Genomic DNA, 940 nt, shown 5'->3' on the forward strand with positions numbered 1-940 from the left:
GTTCCCACCGACTACCGCAATCCCGAACAGGCGCACTTGGCCAATCGCGGCTTGCAAAACCACCCCTCGCGAACCAATGCCGAGGTGAGTGAGCCCACCTCGCACACCGATCACCGCGCCCTGTACGCCGCAGTGATGGAAGGACCTACTGACCAGGAAGGAAAAACACCATGAGATCAACCGACATCGTTACGCCGGTCGCACTCCAGCAAACCCAAGAGGCCACCTGCTGTTCACCCTGGTATGTGTGCAACACCGAGTATCACCCCGCAATGGCTACCTATAAGCCGTTGGTCAACGGCGAAGAGACCTTCAAGGCTGTTCATCTTGCCATCGCCCAGGCCACGAAAACTGTCGACATCATCTGCTGGGGTTTTCAGCCATCGATGTTTTTCATTCGCGAACGAGACCTCGAGGTGCCGTGCATCGGCGATTTATTGAAGGCCAAGGCGAAAGAGGGCGTCAAGGTTCGGATATTGGGCTGGGAGATATTGTTTAACAGCGCGGGTTGGGCGGGTGAAGCCAATCTACCCGGGAAAGGCCCGTACCGAATCTACAACCGCGCGATGCAACCTTCCACGGATAACCAATATGCCTATGATCGACAGTGGTTTGCCGATTGCGCAGTCGCCGACCTCGAGGCTGCCCAACGAAGTACGAGTGGCCTGCCGCTGTTTGTCAGTCGCGGCTTCAGTTGGAAAGAGCGTGCTGAAATTTCCCACTGGGTGAAATATGAAAGTCTCGACCCACAGATCAGCGCCAATATGCGCCAAGCGTTGCGGTTTACAGCGTCACACCACCAAAAGACGGTGCTGGTCGATTATGAGCTGCCAGACCGTGCCATCGGTTTCGTCATGGGCCACAACATGCTCGACGAGTACTGGGACACTGACAGGCATACCGCGCTAAATCGATCCAGGAACAGCAAGCCCAGACCCGA

At 56.3% G+C, this 940-nt stretch carries 1 protein-coding gene; it reads left to right on the forward strand.

The features are described from left to right. Positions 1-170: 170 nt before the first annotated feature. A partial coding sequence (locus tag ACYP2Q_RS31435; RefSeq protein WP_459734099.1) for a phospholipase D-like domain-containing protein occupies positions 171-940 on the forward strand: 770 nt, incomplete at its 3' end.

It is taken from the genome of Pseudomonas sp. MHK4 (genome assembly GCF_054600775.1).